This window comes from Candidatus Dactylopiibacterium carminicum (assembly GCF_014736495.1).
GTDB lineage: Bacteria > Pseudomonadota > Gammaproteobacteria > Burkholderiales > Rhodocyclaceae > Uliginosibacterium > Uliginosibacterium carminicum.
On record NZ_MDUX01000003.1, the window covers coordinates 56,410 to 71,520 of the forward strand.

The window sequence follows — 15,111 nt, forward strand, 5'->3', positions numbered from 1 at the left end:
GATCAAACCTCGTTTTCAGGTTTCGGGATCGACCACACAAGCTCGGCGCCGCACCAGTGCGTGCGCGCCTCCAGCAGCGTGTAGTCAGGGCGGGCGTTGGGCTGCAGGGCAGCGGTAAACGCTGAGGGGCGGATGCGGATCGTCGGCGGTGCATCTGTCGGCCCGACTTGCACGGAGAGCACCTTCACTTCGTGATCCAGCAGTGCGCCCAGGGCGTTCTGCGCATCACGCATGCGCGTGGAGAGGACGTTTGCGTGCATCAGGCATGTCCTCCCGAAAACACAACTCCGTCGCTCGACTTCTTGCCGTTGCCCTTTGCGCACCAATTCAGCCACGCGGCCAGCGCGTCGGCCTTCTTTCTCTGACCAGACGCTTCAGGAACACCAGGAACCAAGAGCTGGCCCTCATAGCCCCGACGAGCGAGAGCAGCTAATGTTCCCTTCAGCGCGAATTTCGGCCCGGCGCAGATCTCAATCGCACCACCACCGTCTGGAGCGTCAGCAGGAAGCTGGTCGCCGATCTCGATCAAGCCAGACGCCCAGCACCATGCGACCTGCGGCGTCATGTCGAAATAGGAGCGGCAGCCGCATTTCGGGCAGGTCTTCTCAGTGCATCCGGAAAAGCGTTTGCTCGGGATATTCACCCAATCAGAACTCGGGCATTGATGCCGGCAGCGGGTGCATTTAACAGTGATATCCATCACTCACCTCCCATCGCAAACACGACGCTGCCATCACGCAGACGGCAATCTGTCAGCATGTCGATCTGTGCATGCGCGTGCTGCACCGCCGCCTCGGCGGCGGCCACGGTGGTGTCTGCTATAAGCAGCGCGGTGTCGGCCTGGGCCACGCGGGCGGCCATCAGCTGATGCGCGGCGATGAAACCGGCGCCGAACATCAGCAGGTTGATCACCGTGTGCGTGGTGCGGCGTGAGCGGCGGGTATGCGGGGCGCGCGGGATCATGACTGCACCTCCTGACCACCGTTGAGCAGATCGAGCACGCTGGCATTGGCATGGCTGCGACGGATCACCGGGCGCTTGATCGGTTGCACCATTGCGAGCACAGGATGGCTGTTCGGAATGCGCACCTCGACGCGGACGGCGTCCGTCCCGAAGATCGGCGCCGCGCGCACCAGGCCGCCGGCCCGCCATGAATCCCTTGCAGGTTATAGAGCCGCCCCTTGAATTCGATGGTCAGATCCGAGCGCACGGTGCGGTTCGGCAGCGCGGCAGTCCAGGCGGCCATTTGCTTCTGCGTGAGGCGCACATGCTTGTTTGACTTGTGCATGTCAGCACCCCGCAATCACGTCAGCGGTCACGCGGGGCATCGCCACACCGGCGGCGGCGTTCAGCGCGCGTGTCACCAGGTTGTTCACCACCAGCGGATAGCAGATGCTGCGCCCCTCTGCGGCGCTGCCGCCACGCGGCAAGCGGGTCAGGCGGGCGCGGATCGCATCAATGGCACCATCAGCCAGCGCATCGGCCACATTCGCCCCCACGCGGGAAAACTTGTGGCCCAGATAGACAGGCAGATCCTCATCCAGTGGCAGCATCTCGCGCCGCTCGCAGCGCTGCACGATTTCGCGGACTGCCGGATCTTTATCGTTGAGCGTGTTGTCCAGCTCCGGCTGGCCGATCAGCACCACACCCAGTAGCCGGCGCAGCCCCGTCTTCAACTCCATGAAGCCCTTGAGCGCGCGCAGCGTGCTCACCGGCATGCGGTGCGCCTCTTCAATGATCAGCAGATTGCGGTAGCCCGCCCGCTCACTCTCGGCGAGCAGCTTGTGGACCTGATTGTTCCGCGCCTGCGTACTACTGCGGATGCTGGCGCCGGGGTCCAGCGTGTGGATGATTGATTCCGACACCTGGCCCGCCCACATCGGCTTGCCCTTGCGCTCGGTCTTCTCCATCTCCATCACGTACGGCTTGATGATGATCACCTGGCGCTGCTCAATGCGGATGCGCTCTTCCAGCTCCTCGCGCAGCGTCGTCTTGCCGCTGCCTGATTCACCCACCAGCCGCAACATCCAGGCCTTTCGCGTGCGCTTTGCCAGCGGCTTTCGTGTGACCGCGCTGTCATCCCGGCCGGAGAACATCCACGGCCTGCAGGGGCTGGTCGACATCGATGAAGCGGCACTGCACAAGGATGTGGGCGGCGTGCTCGAATCCGCCACGGCGCTGCTGATCTGGGGCGGCAAGATCCGCGTGTGGTCTACACATCGCGGCAAGAAGAACCCGTTCAATCAATTGGTGCAGGATGTGCGCGCCGGGCGCTACGGCAAGCGTGCAAAGGTCATCCGGATCCGGTTTGATGATGCGGTGGCCAATGGCCTCTATGAGCGCGTGTGCGCCATGCGCGGCAAGGTGGCCACGGCCGAAGGCAAGAAGGATTGGTACACGGCGATCCGCGCGGCATACGGCCCGCGCAAGGCCGCGATGCGCGAAGAGCTGGATGTGATCCCCCGCGATGGCGAGGGCTCCGCAGTCCCTGGCGTGTGGATCGAGCGCGCGATGCCCGAGGTGCAGCCCGTGCTGCGCATCGTTTTCGATGACGACTTCCCGCGCCGCCCCGAGCGTGAGCGCGAGACCTGGTGCGCCACCTGGATCGCCGTGCACCTGCAGCCGCAGATCCAGGCAGCGATGGCCGGCTTCACCGGACGCTGGGCGATCGGCATGGACTTCGCCAGGCACCGCCACTTCTCGGTCATCACACCGGCACGCGTCACGCAGGATCTGCGGCGCGACGTGCCGTTCCTGGTCGAGCTGGCCAACGCACCGACGCGGCAGCAGGAGCAGATCCTGTGGGCGCTGCTCGATGCGCTGTCGAACTGGACGCTGGCAGGCGACGCGACCGGCCCGGGGCAAACGCTCATGGAATACACCGCCGACCGCTACGGCCGGGCGTCGCTCGACAAGGAGACCGGCACCTACAGCGGTGGCCCGGTGCATGAGGTAACGCTCTCCCGCGCGTGGTACAGCCTCTGGATGGGCAAGTACATCTCGCTCTTCGAAGACGGCTTCATCACGCTGCCGCGCGACGCATCGCTTGAAGATGACCACCGCGCCGTCGAGTACATCGACGGCGTGCCCATGGTGCCGAAGATCGAGCGCAAGGATCTGAAAGACCCGGACCTGGTACGCCACGGTGACGGCGCTGTCGCTGGCGCACTGATGGAGTTCGCGGCGCTCAACCCCGTCGGCCAGTGGGAAAGCGGCTGGACGCCGGCACCCAAGGGCGGCGTCTTTTCACAACATGGCGGCGACGATGACGACGACGCCAGCACTTCGACAGGTGGCGCATGGTAGGCATCAAGGGGTTGATCGGCCGCATCTTTGGCAATAGCGGCAATGCGCTCGAGGAGCAGCAAAGCTCGGGCGACGCGCGCATCGGGCAGCTCAAGCGCGAATTCATGGAGCACCCCAGCAAGGGGCTGACGCCGGCTAAGTTGTACCAGATCCTGGAGGCGGCCGAGCAAGGCGACCTCAAGGCGCAGCACGAACTCTTCGAAGACATGGAAGAGAAGGATCCGCAGATCGCGGCGGACCTGGGCAAGCGCCGCCAGCTCGCCGCAGAGCTCGAGTGGCAGATCGCAGCGCCGGACAACGCCACGCCCGCCGAGCAGCGCGCCACGGACCATGCGGTTGAAGTGTTCTCCGGGCTGGACGTGGAGGATCTGATCATCGAGATGGGGAGCGGCATCGGCCACGGTTGGGCGAATCTTGAGCTGCCCTGGGCGCGCGATGGCGCGCTGCGCTACGTTGAGCAGCCGGAGTGGCGGCCGCATTCGTGGTTCCGCCTGAACCCCGAGGATCAGAACGAACTCCGTCTGCGCGATGCCAGCGCCATCGGTGCAGAGCTGTGGCCGCTGGGCTGGGTGCAGCACCGACACCGCGCCAAGGCGGGCTACGTGGCCCGCGCCGGCCTGCACCGGGTACTGGCCTGGCCGTACTTGTTCCAGAACTACGCGCTGGGCGATCTCGCCGAGCTGCTTGAGCTGTATGGCCTGCCGATCCGCATCGGCCGCTACCCCTCTGGCGCGAGCGAGAAGGACAAGGCCACGCTGCTGCGCGCGGTGGTGGGCCTGGGGCACAACGCTGCCGGCATCATCCCGGATAGCATGCGCATCAACTTCCAGGACGCGGCCGATGGCAAGGCCGATATGTTCCTGGCCATGCTCGGCTGGTGCGAGCGCGCCAAGGCGCGGGCCATCCTGGGTGGCACGCTCACCAGCGGCACCAGTGGCGACAGCAACACGAACGCCCTGGGCAACGTGCATGAGCGCAGTCAGATGAGCCTGATCCGGTCTGACGCGCGGCAGTACGCCAGCACCATCAATCGGGACATCCTGTGGCCGATGGCCGCCCTCAACTTCGGCATCGAAGACCGCCGCCGCGCGCCGCGCTTCTTCCTGGACACAGGCGAGGCCGACGATCTGAAGCTGCTCGCCGAGACCCTGCCGACCTTCGTCGGCATGGGGGCGAAAATCCCGGTGTGGTGGCTGCATGAGAAGAGCCGCATCCCGCAGGCCGGCGAGAAGGATGCCGTGCTGATGAGCACGCCCGCCATGACGGGCGTAAGTGCGCTGAAACGGGGGCTGGGTGCGGGCGTGGTCGCGCTCAAGGCCGACACAGGCACCGCCGCCACGGACCAGGCGATGCTCGATGCCGCGATCGAGGCCATCGGCGCCGAAGCGCTGGACGCCCAGGCGCGCGAGCTGCTCGCGCCTGTGCTCGAGCGCTTGAAGGATGCAGGCGACCAGGATCCGGCCAAGCTGCTTGGCTGGCTGGCGGAGACCTACCCGACCGAGGACGGTGGGCAGCTCGAGGAAAGGCTGGCGCGCCTGCTGTGGGCTGCGCAGATGTGGGGCACGCTCAATGGCGACGCGTGACCCGGCGGTACTGCGGGCGCTCTTCGGGATGGAGCCGGAGGCCGCCGTGAAGTACCTGGAATCAAAAGGGCTGCGGGTAACCGAGCGCTGGCAGGAGATGCGGGATGAAGCCCAGGCCCGCGCATTCACCGTGGCACACGTGGCCAGGCTGGATGTGCTGCAGGATCTGCGGCGCGGCGTGCTCGATGCCGCGCGCGAGGGCAAGACGCTGCGGCAGTTCTCGGACGAACTCACCCCGCTGCTGCAAAGCAAGGGCTGGTGGGGCAAGCAGGTCGTCGTGGATTCAGAGGGCGGCGCCGAGCTTGTGCAGCTGGGCAGCCCGCACCGGCTCAAGACGATCTACCAGACAAACCTGCAGTCAGCCTACATGGCCGGGCGCATGCAGACAGCGATGGAGGCCGAAGCCTTCCCCTATCTGCAGTACGTGGCGATCGAGGACGGGCGGACGCGCCCCAGCCATGCCGCGCTCAATGGCCAGGTGTTCCGCAAGGATGACCCGATCTGGCACACGCACACGCCCCCGAACGGCTTCAACTGCCGCTGCCGGGTGCGCCCGCTCACCGCTGGCCAGGTGCGCCGGGAGGGGCTCACTGTGCACGAGAGTGAAGGCGAGCTGGAGACCCGCACGGTAGAGGCCGGCACCGATCCACGCACGGGTGAAGTCTTCGTTGCCGAGCAGACGGGCATCCGGACCGGCAGCAACGGCCAGGGCAAGATGATGTGGACGGACCCGGGCTTCAATTCGAGCCCGCTGGCGGGCCATAACTTCGACAAAGTGCTGCTGCGCAAGGCGCAGGCCGCGCTGGGCGATGATGCGGCGTATACAGACGTACAGCGCGTGGTGACCTCGGCGCCGCGCCTGCGCGCCTGGGATGGTTTTGTAGGCAACACCTTTGCGCAGGGCACAACGCAGGGCCAGACGATGACGCTGGGAGTGCTGCCCGCGCAGCTGGCGCAAGCCTCGGCAGCATCCGTGCTGTTCGTCGAGGACCGGCTGCTGGTCGGCGCCAAGGCTCGCCGGCATGCCAGTCGAGGGGATGCGCCGACGCGGGCGCAGTGGGAGGCCATGCCCCGGCAGATGCCAGCGGCGCGCTGGTACCGCGATACCGAGACGGGCAACCTGGTGGCGGAGCTGCCGGAGGGGCTGTATGTGATCGTCTCGCCGGCGGGCGCCGTGGATTCTGCGTACCGGGACGCGCAGGCTGCACGGAAGATCCGGAGCGGGCGCTGGGTACTCGTGTGAGAACAAGGCGGTGCCAGGGTTCGAACCGGCCATCTGGCTCCTGCTGGAGCCGCCTCCCCCAGGGAGGATCACCGCCTATGCATGAAAGGTAGCACACATGAACGGGATATCCATCGACCTGCCCGGCATGGACGGCGCAGCGCCTGCAACGCTGGAAGAGCTGCGCGCCGCGCTAGGCGATACCGAGCCGCTGATGCGCGACGTGGAAGCCGTGCTTGTCTCTGTGAGCGAGCGTCAGTTCCAGACACAATCCGGGCCGGGTGGCCCCTGGCCAGCGCTCACGGAAACCACGCTTGAGCTGCGCGCCAGGCGCGGTGTTGCCGGTTCGCCCATGTTGCAGCTCTCGGCCGGCGGTCTGGCCGCGTCCGTGCAGGGCGGGCATACGGATGCAGCGGCATGGGTATCGAGCAACAAACCCTACGCTGCCATGCAGTTCTTCGGCGGCGTCACTTCGCCGCAATCCATGATCCCGAACCGGCGCATCTCCGCGCGTCCCTACATGCCTTTCGACACGGCGACAGATCAGCTGACGCCCGAGGCCGAAGAGACGATCATGGATGTGCTGGAGCATCACATCGGGCGGGGATAAACCGGTGAATTGAAATACGCCCGTAGAGCGTTTTGAGCGGACCTCTGTGCCGGATGCTGCCTCGACAGGACTTTTTGGGTCTTGCAAAGCTTTATAAAGCCCCTCGTGCCCTATTCGCAGGCCACGCAAGAGGCTGCCATTGCGGGAATCTCCTCGCAATGATCTACTGGCTCCCAGTCTCGGGCGCTCATCTGGTCTGGTCTGCGCGCTCTGTGCAGTTGTGAACCAGTTCCGAATACTTCGCCGACTCGTGTCGCCACACTCGGCGACATGCCTGCACCCCTCGCTACCTCTCTCGCCACAAAACCGCGCCTGAATGCCTCGGGCCTGGTCGTGCTCTCGTTCGATGTCGCTGCTGCCACATCGGCGGCGGGGGCGGCTCGCGCTCCTCTGTGTCAGCTCACCCCTGATGGCGTGTTCCGTTCGAAGGACGGCCGCCCGGAAAAACTGAAGGGCTGGCGCATGAATCCGCAGGTCGCCGAGCGCGTGCTGGCGACGCTGAAATCGCGGACCAATCCCATCGTCGTCGATTACGAACATCAGACGCTCTTGGCGGAACAGAACGGCCAGCCCGCGCCGGCGGCCGGCTGGATTGATCCGGCCTCAGTGCAATACACCCCCGGCGAGGGGCTGTTCGCGCCGATCCAATGGACTGACCGCGCTCGCGCCTGGATCGAGTGTAACGAATACCGCTACCTCTCCCCGGTCTTGCTGACCGACGAAGACACCGGCGACGTGCTCGAGCTGCTGCACGTCGCGCTTGTGAATGATGCAGCAGTCGACGGCATGGACCGAGTCGTCGCGCTGCGTGCGCGTTTCGCGCCCCCGAGCAATGCCAGCGGAGGGGCTTTGGCCTCCGCACCCCACGTGGAGGATGTTGAAGTGAATGAACTGCTCAAGAAGCTGGTGGCCGCGCTGGGACTCCCGGCAGACACCACCGAACAAGGGGCGCACGACGCGGTCGTTGCGCTCAAGGCCCGCGCCGACCTGGTGCAGGAAGTGCGCAGCGCACTCGGCGTCGCCGAAGGCGCGAACGTGTCCGATGCGGTGGTAGCACTCAAGGCCAAGGCGGCAAGTACTGCGCCGGATCTCTCCGGCTTCGTGCCCAAAGCCATGTACGAAGAACTGCGCGGCCAGGTGGTGGCACTGAAGGCGCATGGCGACACCGCCGAGATCGATCGCCTGATCGACGAAGGCCTTGCCGATGGCCGCATCGCTGGCAAGGCCACGGCCGACTACCTCCGCCAGGGCGGGCTGGTGGCGTTGAAGGCGCACCTGGCGGACGCCCCCGGCATCGCCGCGCTGAAGGCCACGCAGACCCAGGGCCGCAAGCCCGACGGCCAGGGCGGCGGCGATGAACTCAGTGAGGCTGAGCGCCGCGTGCTCGCCAATACCGGGGTGTCGGCCGACCAGTTCAAGGCGGCCGCGCGCTGATCAACGCCACCAGGAGAACTTGAATGACTGCCCTTACCAAGAATCGCAACACCCCGAGCCGTGGCACCGTGCGTGCCGTGCGCGGCTACCCTCTGGGCGCGGCGGCGCGTGCTTTCGCCGGCGGCATCGCCGTGCTGAACGCTGCTGGCTTCGCCGTGCCCGCCACCACCGCCACCGCCCGCATCGCGCTCGGCCGCTTCGCCGCCGAAGTGGACAACAGCGCTGGCGCCAACGGCGCGGCGTCGGTTGAAGTCGAGCGCGGCGTGTTCCGCTTCGACAACTCCGCCGACGCCGATCTCATCACCCTCGCTGACGTGGGCAAGCGCTGCTACCTGGTCGATGACCAGACGGTTGCGAAGACCGGCGCCGTCGTCGAGAGCGCTGCCACGCGCAGCGTTGCCGGCTACGTCGATGACGTCGACGACCAGGGCGTCTGGGTGCTGCTCGACCCCACCAGCGGCGCGTCCGCCTGATCCTCACTGGAGAACATCAATGGATCTGACCAATCAAAACCTCAAGGCCCTGGCCACTGCCTACAAGGCCAACTTCGCCCAGGGCTTCGCATCCTTGGGGGACGCCGGCTCGCTGTTCGAGCAGATCTGCATCGTGGTGCCCAGCACCACGGCCGTCGAGGTGTATCCCTGGCTCAAGAGCCTGCCGAAGATCCGCGAATGGATCGGCGATCGCGTGATTCATTCGCTGGAAGGCGCGGAGTTTTCAATCAAGAACCGCAAGTTCGAGCTGACCGAGGGCGTGGATCGTGACGCCATGGAAGACGACACCTATGGCCTGTACTCGCCGGTCTACACCGAGATGGGCCGCAGCTCCCGCGAGCACCCGAACGAACTGGCGGTCGAGGTGCTGCAGGCGAACCCGATTTGCTACGACAAGCAGAACCTGTTCGACAGCGATCACCCGGTGCTGGACGCCAAGGGCAAGGAAACCTCTGTCAGCAATGACATGGGGGGTGCCGGCCCGGCCTGGTACGTGATGGACCTCTCGCGCGCAATCAAGCCGCTGGTGTTCCAGAAGCGCCGTGACTACAACTTCCGCGCACTCACCGATCTGAACGACTCCGAAGTGTTCCTCAAGGACAAGTTCCTATTCGGCATTGATGCCCGCGTGAATGTAGGCCCCGGCCTGTGGCAACTGATCGTGCGCAGCAAGCAGACCTTCAACGCCGAGAACTACGCCGCCGCTCGCCGCCGCCTGCAGACCTTGACGGGCGACTACGGCCGTCCGCTCGCGCTGCGCCACACCCACACCATGGTGCCGGGCAGCATGGAAGGTGCAGCTCTGAAGGTGCTCAACAATCCGCTGGCCAGTGGGGGCGAGACCAACGAATGGGCTGGTACCAGCAAGCTCATCTTGAACCCCTGGCTGGCCACGGCCTGAACCAAGGGCCTGCCATGAGCACAAAAGCCACCAAGCCCAGGGGCAAGACTGCATCGAAAGCGACCGCCGCGCAGGTTGAAGACAAGGTGGTTGCATCGGCGGAAGGGGCGGCCGCTACGGCGGCTGCCCTGGATGCCACGCAACCGGCTACGTCTGACGCCACTGTTTCCGAAGCAACTGGAAACACCCCCAACGGGGGCCGCAAGATGGTTATGCACGTGCGCTCGCTGCTGCCCACCGGCCATCGTCGTGGCGGCCGGCGCTGGGGGCCGGAGTCGGTGCCGGTGGATACGGCGGAGTTCGGCGAGGATGACCTGCAGGCCATCGCAACAGACCCGCGCCTGCATGTCGCGCTCGAGGAGCAATGAGCATGTACGTCACGCTGCAACAGCTCTCCGATCTGCCTGGTGCGCTCGAGCTTTCACAGGTGGCGAGCGATCGCCATGGCGCGCTGGTGGATCCGGAGCTGCTGGATCTCTCGCTGACCGGCGGCGATCGCAGCGCCTACACCGCCGAGGAAATCGCTCACGCGGACCGCGCGATCGAGCGCATCACGAATGCGGTCATCGAAACGGGCGGTCTGATGGACGGCTACCTGGGCGCGCGCTACACGTTGCCGCTGACCAAACCGCATCCGCTGCTGGTGACCTGGGCGCGCGCGATCACCCGTTACAAGCTCAATGGCGAGCGCGTCAGCCGCGAGTACACCGATCCGGTGGTGCGTGACTACAAGGATGCGATCCGCTTCCTCGAGCAGGTTGAGAGCGGCCGGTTCAGCCTGGGCATCGATGACCCGGTGCAGGCATCCAGCGCGGGCGGCGTGCAATTCGTCTCCGGCCGCCACGACTTCAAGGGGCGGGTGGCATGAGTTCCGCGCCCTTTGATATCGACCTTGCCATCCAGCGCCTGGCCGGCGAGCTCGGCAAGGCACTGCAACAAGTGCGCGGCGCTGCGGACTACGCCTCGATCACGGACTTCCAGAGCTTCCGCCCGCCCGAGGCATTCGCGCTCCTGGTCAATGAACGCGCCGCGTCTGGGCAGGCCGCCGGCTCGACGGGCTCGGCATCAACGGCCAAGGCACGCCAGCCCGCCATCGTCGAGTTCGGCGTGGTGCTGGCTGTGCAGAACGCCCGCTACCAGCGCGGCGCACCAGCTGTGCGCGATGCCATGCCATTGATCGGGAAAGTACGCGACGCGTTGATCGGCTGGCAGCCTCCGGGCCTGTCGCTCGCCCGGCCGGTGATGTGGCGCAGCGGTCGTGTGATCGGGTACGACGCGGGCGTGCTGCTCTGGGGCGACGTTTTCACCACGCAACATTCAATCGGGAGCAAGCCATGACAAAAGACGCCGCGCCGAAGCAGGTCGCAACGAAGCTCGATGTGACGCTGCTGAAGCCGCACACCCACGCCGGTACGCGCTATGCCACCGGCGACAAGATCCAGGTGACCGAGCCCGAGCGCGATTGGCTCGCTGGCGCCGGCATCATCAACAAGCCAGCCGCGCAGGCCAAGGAAGGTGCCAAATGAAGCAAGGTCTTTACAGCCTGCAGGGCGAGTTCCACTTCGCCAAGCGTCAGGCCAACGGCAAGCCGGGCATCTCGGTATGGGCCGGCAACGTGGCCGAAGCCACGCTCAACCTGGGCGTGACGGCGGTCGACAAGAAGGAGACCTTCAGCGGCTCGCGTGGCCTCTACGGCCGCATGTATTCGGATAAGACAGCAACGCTCAGCGGCGTGCTGGATGAATGGAGCATCCGTAATCTGGCCCTGCTGCTGCATAGTGAATCGATCGACGAAGCTGGCGGCAGCGTGACCGGAGAGGAGTTTCCGGATGATCTGGTGGATGGCGACATCATCATGCTGGATCAGCCGTACGCCTCCGGCCTGGTGCTCACAGATTCCGCAACACCCACGGCCGCCACGGTCGATACCGATCGCTACGAGTTCGCAGGCCACAATCAGCGCGCCATCCGGCTGCTCGATGTGAGCGGCCATGTACAGCCATTCAGCGCGGCTTACACGGCAGCTAGCTACGACAACATCGGCTTCTTCAAAAACGTGCCGGAAGAGATCTATCTGATTTTCGACGGTATCGATACCGAGAGCGATCAGCCGGTGATCATCGATTGCTTCCGTGTGCAATTCGATCCGGTAGCCAACCTCGCGCTGCTCAACCCGGAGTACGGCTCGCTGCCCTTCAATGCGGCATTGATGTACGACCCGCGTAATGCGGCCGATGGCGGCTATGCCCGCCTGCTCGCCAAGAAGTCGAGCTGATCATGGCAAGGAAGATGGCGCCAAAACCGGCTGCGCGCCGGAGCCGAAAAGCCGCTGCGCCCGCCGACGATCTCGCGGTGCTGTTCCCGGACCGCGAGATCACCGTCGCCGGCGTTCAGCTGACGGTGCGCGAGCTGACCTTCGAAGAGCAGGTTGCGCACCATGCGGTGCTGGCAGACTTGGCGGATGCGCTGGGTGCAATCCCGCCGGATGCGCTGCAGACCGAATCCGGCGTGAACGTGGTGCTCGATGTGCTGGCGGCACACTGGGAAGGCGTGCGTGGGCTGGTGGCGATCTCGACTGGCCAGCCGCTGGACTGGATCCGCGCGCTGGGCGGTGAGGACGGCGAAAACCTCGCGCTCACCTGGTGGGCTGTGAATCAGGGTTTTTTCATGCGCCGGCTGCTGCGCCCCGCGCTGATGCGTCGCGTGTTGCAGGTTGGGGCCGGATCTTCTCAACCCTCATCGAGCACGGCCACAGCCGCGCGGACCTCGGCGGCTACACCGCACGCCAGTTGACGCTCTTCTACCGCGAGGCGCTTGCGTCAGAAGCGCGGGCACAGGCCCGCGCATTGATGGCCACGAACCTCGGCATGGTTGGTGGTGATGCAGCGAAGGAGGCGCTGCGCAAGCTCGATCCGGATTGATCCCATCTTTCGTTTTCAAGGAATAGCCCGTGGCACGTGATATGGAACTCGCCCTGCGCATCCGCGCAGACCTCGCACAGGCCCACCGTGAAGTAGTGAACTTCACGGTGACAATCGAGGGCATCGGCGGTGCTGCCAAAACCACGAACTCCGTCCGCGTTGAACAGCACCACGAATCAGGTGGGCAAGTTCGAGGGCGCCCTGGGAAAAGCCAACGACGCGATGTCGGCCGCGATCAAGCTGGCCACGGCGTACGCTGGCCTGCGCACGCTGAGCTACATGGCACAGCTTGCGGATGCCTACGGGCAGAACGCCGACCGCATCCGCAACGCCACGGCCAGCGCAGAGGACTATGACAAGGTCCAGACCCGGCTGCTGAAGACTGCCAACGGCACGTATCGCAGTTTGGGCGAAGCGCAGGAGGTGTTCCTCGGCACCAGCCGCACGCTGCAATCGCTGGGCTACTCGCTCGACGACGTGCTCGACATTTCCGATTCGCTTTCGTATGCATTCGTGCGCGATGCTTCCACGGCAGAGAAGGCCGGCAGCGCGATGGATGCCTACTCGAAGAGTCTGGCGAAGGGCCGGGTCGATGCGGATGCCTGGGCGAGCATCATCGCGGCATCGCCGAGCATCATCGACAACGTGGCCAAGGCCACGGGCCGCACCGCGCTGGAGATCCAGAACCTGGGTGCGCAGGGCAAGCTCTCGCTGCAGGCACTGAACGAAGGGCTGCGCCAATCGCTCGCTGAGAATCAATTCGCAGCCGAGGCCATGAGCGTTTCAACGCGCGACGCGACGGTGCAATTCACGAATGCGCTCACGGTGTTTGCCGGCAAGGTGAATGGAGCCACGGGTGCCAGCAACGTCTTCACCGAGAACGTCGCCGATCTGGCGCGGCTGCTGCAGGATCCGGCGACGATCGATGCTGCGGTGACGATGGCCAACGGCATCGTGACTGCCCTGAACGGCATCGTGGATACCATCAAGACAACTGTCGACGTGGTGAAGTGGGGTACAGAAGAGATTGCCGCGCGAATGTATGGCGCGGCGGGCGACGATATCGTTCGCCTGGAGGATCAGCTTGAGCGCTGGCAGAACATGCTCGACAGACCTTGGGAGCGCTTCCGCGTCGGGGCCTCTCGCAATGGGCAAGCAGAACTGGTCAGCTGGTTTGGTGTTGACGAGATCAAGCAGCAGATTGATTTAACTGAGCAGCAGATCGCGCGCTACAAGGAAATGCGTGATCAGGCACCGAAAAACGGATCCGGCGCTCCTGCGCCAGCACCCGCAGTCACTACGCCCCCGAAGATCGTTCCCGCCGAAGCGCCCGACACGCCGAAGCAAGATGCGCAGGCAGAAGCCCGCCGTAAGGCCGCAGAGAGCTACGTCGCATCGCTCGAGAAGCAGGCCGCGACGGTCGGCATGACGGCCGCCCAGGTGCGGGCCTATGAACTGGCCGAGAAGAATCTCTCCACCGTATTGCGCACACGCGCCCAGGCCGCGCTGGATACCCTCGCGGCGGACGAAGCGAAGACCGAAGCCGAGAAGAAGGCCAAGAAGGAAGAAGAGGAACGCCGCAAGGAGATCGAGAAAACCCAGCGCGCGTATGACTCGCTGCGCGGCTCGCTGGCCACGCCGGCGGAGGCTGCTGTTGAAACCATTATCGAGCGCATCAAGACGCTGAACGAAGCGCTGGCTGCCGGCATCATCAACAGCCAGCAGTACAGTGCCGAGCTGGACAAGATCGGCGCAGCCGCTTTCACAAAGCCGCCGGAGTTCGCCGGCCTCTCGCCCGAGATCGGTGGCGTGGATAGCGAGCAGTACCGTCTGGATCAATCGAAGACGAAGCTGGATGAGTGGTACGCCGACCAGCTCGCGCGCCTGGCGTTGTTTCGCGAGCAGCGGGCGGATCTGAACGAGCAGTGGGATGCGCAGGAGCTGACGCTGCAGCAACAGCACGCGGACCAGTTGGCTGCGTTGCAGGAGGCACAGCAGCAGCTCACGGCGACGCAGATCGGCAGCTCGCTCGATTCGATGGTCGATGTCACGAAGACGTTCGCCGGCGAGCAGTCGGGCGTCTATCGGGCCATGTTCGCGGCCAGCAAGGCGTTCGCGGCTGCACAAGCGGCAGTTGCGCTGGCGCAGAACGTGGCCGAGGCGAGCAAGGTTGGCTATCCAACCAACATTGGCTTTATCGCTGCCGCATTCGCGCAAGGGGCGCAGATCGCCACGCTGTTGGCAGCGGCCAAATTCGCCACGGGCGGGCACATCACCGGCCCTGGCTCGGGCACCAGCGACAGCATTCCGATCTGGGCCTCGAACGGGGAGTTCATGGTGCAGCAGCGCTCGGTGAGCGAGCCCGGCGCGCTGCCCTTCTTGCGGGACTTCAACGCGCGCGGCATGGCTGCTCTGGATGCTTGGCGCGGTTACGCCGAGGGCGGCCTGATCTCTGCCGGCGGCGGCGAGCTGGCCGAGCCCGCGAAGATGATGGCGCCGAACGTGAACAACCGCATGTGCGTGTACCTGCTCAATAATGAGGACGAACTCGCGCAGCGCCTGGCGCAGCATCCCACGATGGAAAAGGCCGTGGTCGGCATCGCCAGTCAGAACGGCAATGCCATCCGGGCGGAGTGGTGA

19 protein-coding genes are annotated in these 15,111 nt (G+C 65.3%); 15 read left to right on the plus strand and 4 right to left on the minus strand.

The window, feature by feature from the left end; genetic code table 11:
• Positions 1-2: 2 nt before the first annotated feature.
• The 4 genes from BGI27_RS01660 to BGI27_RS01675 all read right to left on the minus strand — a co-directional run bounded on the left by BGI27_RS01660 (position 3) and on the right by BGI27_RS01675 (position 2,015).
• The gene (locus BGI27_RS01660; RefSeq protein WP_095523179.1) at positions 3-260 is read right to left on the minus strand and encodes a hypothetical protein; all 258 of its coding nucleotides are present in this window, start codon (positions 258-260) and stop codon (positions 3-5) included.
• Positions 260-700 carry a hypothetical protein gene (locus BGI27_RS01665; RefSeq protein ID WP_223871536.1) on the minus strand — a complete coding sequence of 147 codons (441 nt, stop codon included), beginning with the start codon at positions 698-700 and terminating at the stop codon, positions 260-262. The genes BGI27_RS01660 and BGI27_RS01665 overlap by 1 nt, the downstream gene beginning before the upstream one ends.
• Positions 700-963: a hypothetical protein gene (locus BGI27_RS01670; RefSeq protein ID WP_095523180.1), complete on the minus strand. Its 264-nt coding sequence runs from the start codon at positions 961-963 to the stop codon at positions 700-702. Before BGI27_RS01670 ends, BGI27_RS01665 begins: the two co-directional genes overlap by 1 nt.
• Positions 964-1,289: 326 nt before the next feature.
• Complete coding sequence (locus BGI27_RS01675) at positions 1,290-2,015, minus strand: ExeA family protein (protein WP_239591079.1); 726 nt, start codon at positions 2,013-2,015, stop codon at positions 1,290-1,292.
• Here BGI27_RS01675 and BGI27_RS01680 point away from each other — a divergent pair.
• The 15 genes from BGI27_RS01680 to BGI27_RS01745 all read left to right on the plus strand — a co-directional run bounded on the left by BGI27_RS01680 (position 1,993) and on the right by BGI27_RS01745 (position 15,111).
• Positions 1,993-3,306 (plus strand): hypothetical protein, encoded by a 1,314-nt coding sequence (locus BGI27_RS01680; protein ID WP_223871546.1) that lies wholly within the window; start codon positions 1,993-1,995, stop codon positions 3,304-3,306. The two genes, BGI27_RS01675 and BGI27_RS01680, sit on opposite strands and share 23 nt — an antisense overlap.
• On the plus strand, positions 3,300-4,889 hold the full coding sequence (locus BGI27_RS01685) for a DUF935 domain-containing protein (RefSeq protein ID WP_095523182.1): 1,590 nt from the start codon (positions 3,300-3,302) through the stop codon (positions 4,887-4,889). The genes BGI27_RS01680 and BGI27_RS01685 overlap by 7 nt, the downstream gene beginning before the upstream one ends.
• A 46-nt stretch (positions 4,890-4,935) precedes the next feature.
• Positions 4,936-6,132, plus strand: a complete 1,197-nt coding sequence (locus BGI27_RS01690; RefSeq protein WP_223871538.1) for a phage head morphogenesis protein — start codon at positions 4,936-4,938, stop codon at positions 6,130-6,132.
• A 97-nt stretch (positions 6,133-6,229) separates the two neighbouring features.
• Positions 6,230-6,721, plus strand: a complete 492-nt coding sequence (locus BGI27_RS01695) for a phage virion morphogenesis protein (RefSeq protein WP_095523184.1) — start codon at positions 6,230-6,232, stop codon at positions 6,719-6,721.
• 270 nt (positions 6,722-6,991) lie between these two features.
• Positions 6,992-8,155, plus strand: coding sequence for a phage protease (locus BGI27_RS01700; protein ID WP_095523185.1), 1,164 nt, complete (start codon positions 6,992-6,994; stop codon positions 8,153-8,155).
• Positions 8,156-8,178: 23 nt separating this feature from the next.
• Complete coding sequence (locus BGI27_RS01705; RefSeq protein WP_095523186.1) at positions 8,179-8,628, plus strand: hypothetical protein; 450 nt, start codon at positions 8,179-8,181, stop codon at positions 8,626-8,628.
• Between the two features lie 19 nt (positions 8,629-8,647).
• Positions 8,648-9,550, plus strand: a complete 903-nt coding sequence (locus tag BGI27_RS01710) for a Mu-like prophage major head subunit gpT family protein (RefSeq protein ID WP_170942887.1) — start codon at positions 8,648-8,650, stop codon at positions 9,548-9,550.
• 14 nt (positions 9,551-9,564) lie between these two features.
• A complete protein-coding gene (locus BGI27_RS01715) occupies positions 9,565-9,918 on the plus strand; it encodes a hypothetical protein (RefSeq protein WP_095523188.1) in 354 nt (117 codons plus the stop codon).
• On the plus strand, positions 9,915-10,418 hold the full coding sequence (locus BGI27_RS01720; RefSeq protein WP_223871539.1) for a gp436 family protein: 504 nt from the start codon (positions 9,915-9,917) through the stop codon (positions 10,416-10,418). The genes BGI27_RS01715 and BGI27_RS01720 overlap by 4 nt, the downstream gene beginning before the upstream one ends.
• Entirely contained in the window at positions 10,415-10,888 is a 474-nt protein-coding gene (locus BGI27_RS01725; RefSeq protein WP_095523190.1) for a phage tail terminator protein, read from the plus strand. Before BGI27_RS01720 ends, BGI27_RS01725 begins: the two co-directional genes overlap by 4 nt.
• Complete coding sequence (locus BGI27_RS01730) at positions 10,885-11,076, plus strand: DUF7210 family protein (protein ID WP_095523191.1); 192 nt, start codon at positions 10,885-10,887, stop codon at positions 11,074-11,076. Before BGI27_RS01725 ends, BGI27_RS01730 begins: the two co-directional genes overlap by 4 nt.
• A complete protein-coding gene (locus BGI27_RS01735) occupies positions 11,073-11,825 on the plus strand; it encodes a phage tail tube protein (RefSeq protein WP_095523192.1) in 753 nt (250 codons plus the stop codon). The genes BGI27_RS01730 and BGI27_RS01735 overlap by 4 nt, the downstream gene beginning before the upstream one ends.
• A gap of 14 nt (positions 11,826-11,839) precedes the next feature.
• A complete protein-coding gene (locus BGI27_RS01740) occupies positions 11,840-12,343 on the plus strand; it encodes a DUF6631 family protein (RefSeq protein ID WP_223871540.1) in 504 nt (167 codons plus the stop codon).
• Positions 12,340-12,471, plus strand: coding sequence for a hypothetical protein (locus tag BGI27_RS18400; protein WP_263406593.1), 132 nt, complete (start codon positions 12,340-12,342; stop codon positions 12,469-12,471). Before BGI27_RS01740 ends, BGI27_RS18400 begins: the two co-directional genes overlap by 4 nt.
• Before the next feature lie 159 nt (positions 12,472-12,630).
• Positions 12,631-15,111: a tape measure protein gene (locus tag BGI27_RS01745; RefSeq protein ID WP_095523194.1), complete on the plus strand. Its 2,481-nt coding sequence runs from the start codon at positions 12,631-12,633 to the stop codon at positions 15,109-15,111.

Bases quoted from the DNA above. Each gene is read 5' to 3' on its own strand.
- BGI27_RS01660 (WP_095523179.1), bottom strand. From the start codon at position 260: ATGCACGCAAACGTCCTCTCCACGCGCATGCGTGATGCGCAGAACGCC.
- BGI27_RS01665 (WP_223871536.1), bottom strand. From the start codon at position 700: ATGGATATCACTGTTAAATGCACCCGCTGCCGGCATCAATGCCCGAGT.
- BGI27_RS01670 (WP_095523180.1), bottom strand. From the start codon at position 963: ATGATCCCGCGCGCCCCGCATACCCGCCGCTCACGCCGCACCACGCAC.
- BGI27_RS01685 (WP_095523182.1), top strand. From the start codon at position 3,300: ATGGTAGGCATCAAGGGGTTGATCGGCCGCATCTTTGGCAATAGCGGC.
- BGI27_RS01695 (WP_095523184.1), top strand. From the start codon at position 6,230: ATGAACGGGATATCCATCGACCTGCCCGGCATGGACGGCGCAGCGCCT.
- BGI27_RS01700 (WP_095523185.1), top strand. From the start codon at position 6,992: ATGCCTGCACCCCTCGCTACCTCTCTCGCCACAAAACCGCGCCTGAAT.
- BGI27_RS01705 (WP_095523186.1), top strand. From the start codon at position 8,179: ATGACTGCCCTTACCAAGAATCGCAACACCCCGAGCCGTGGCACCGTG.
- BGI27_RS01710 (WP_170942887.1), top strand. From the start codon at position 8,648: ATGGATCTGACCAATCAAAACCTCAAGGCCCTGGCCACTGCCTACAAG.
- BGI27_RS01715 (WP_095523188.1), top strand. From the start codon at position 9,565: ATGAGCACAAAAGCCACCAAGCCCAGGGGCAAGACTGCATCGAAAGCG.
- BGI27_RS01720 (WP_223871539.1), top strand. From the start codon at position 9,915: ATGAGCATGTACGTCACGCTGCAACAGCTCTCCGATCTGCCTGGTGCG.
- BGI27_RS01725 (WP_095523190.1), top strand. From the start codon at position 10,415: ATGAGTTCCGCGCCCTTTGATATCGACCTTGCCATCCAGCGCCTGGCC.
- BGI27_RS01730 (WP_095523191.1), top strand. From the start codon at position 10,885: ATGACAAAAGACGCCGCGCCGAAGCAGGTCGCAACGAAGCTCGATGTG.
- BGI27_RS01735 (WP_095523192.1), top strand. From the start codon at position 11,073: ATGAAGCAAGGTCTTTACAGCCTGCAGGGCGAGTTCCACTTCGCCAAG.
- BGI27_RS01740 (WP_223871540.1), top strand. From the start codon at position 11,840: ATGGCGCCAAAACCGGCTGCGCGCCGGAGCCGAAAAGCCGCTGCGCCC.